This is a genomic window from Streptomyces sp. GbtcB7 (genome assembly GCF_019091445.1).
Taxonomy (GTDB): domain Bacteria; phylum Actinomycetota; class Actinomycetes; order Streptomycetales; family Streptomycetaceae; genus Streptomyces; species Streptomyces mirabilis.
Window position 1 is genome coordinate 1 of the sequence record NZ_JAGXJM010000225.1, and the last position, 303, is coordinate 303.

The 303-nt window shown below is 66.0% G+C and carries 1 protein-coding gene; it reads right to left on the reverse strand.

The genetic code is table 11. The annotated features are described in order from the left end of the window. Positions 1-303, reverse strand: a 303-nt coding sequence (locus KVT44_RS55920; RefSeq protein WP_217576948.1) for a hypothetical protein, incomplete at both ends; no start/stop codon positions are given.

A 303-nucleotide genomic window follows, 5' to 3' on the forward strand; every position in this document is an offset into this window, starting at 1 on the left:
CGCTTGGTGTTCAGCCACCCCGAGATGTCGCCCTTCATGACGCCGTGCTGCAGGAAGGTGAAGTTCCACGGCCGACGCCCGAAACGCCGTGGGAGCGGGTCGGTGATGAAGCGGTCGGCGTGGCTCGACGCGACGTGCTCGGCAGCCATCATGAGCGCCGCGAACCGCGCCGAGCCGTATTCGACGAGTCGGAAGCCTTCTTTCTCGAGCCGCACCCAGTCCACGGATCCCCGCCGGAGGACGAACCACGAGTTGATCTCCGGGCGGTTCTGCTTGACCCACCGGTAGAGGATCTCCGCACTG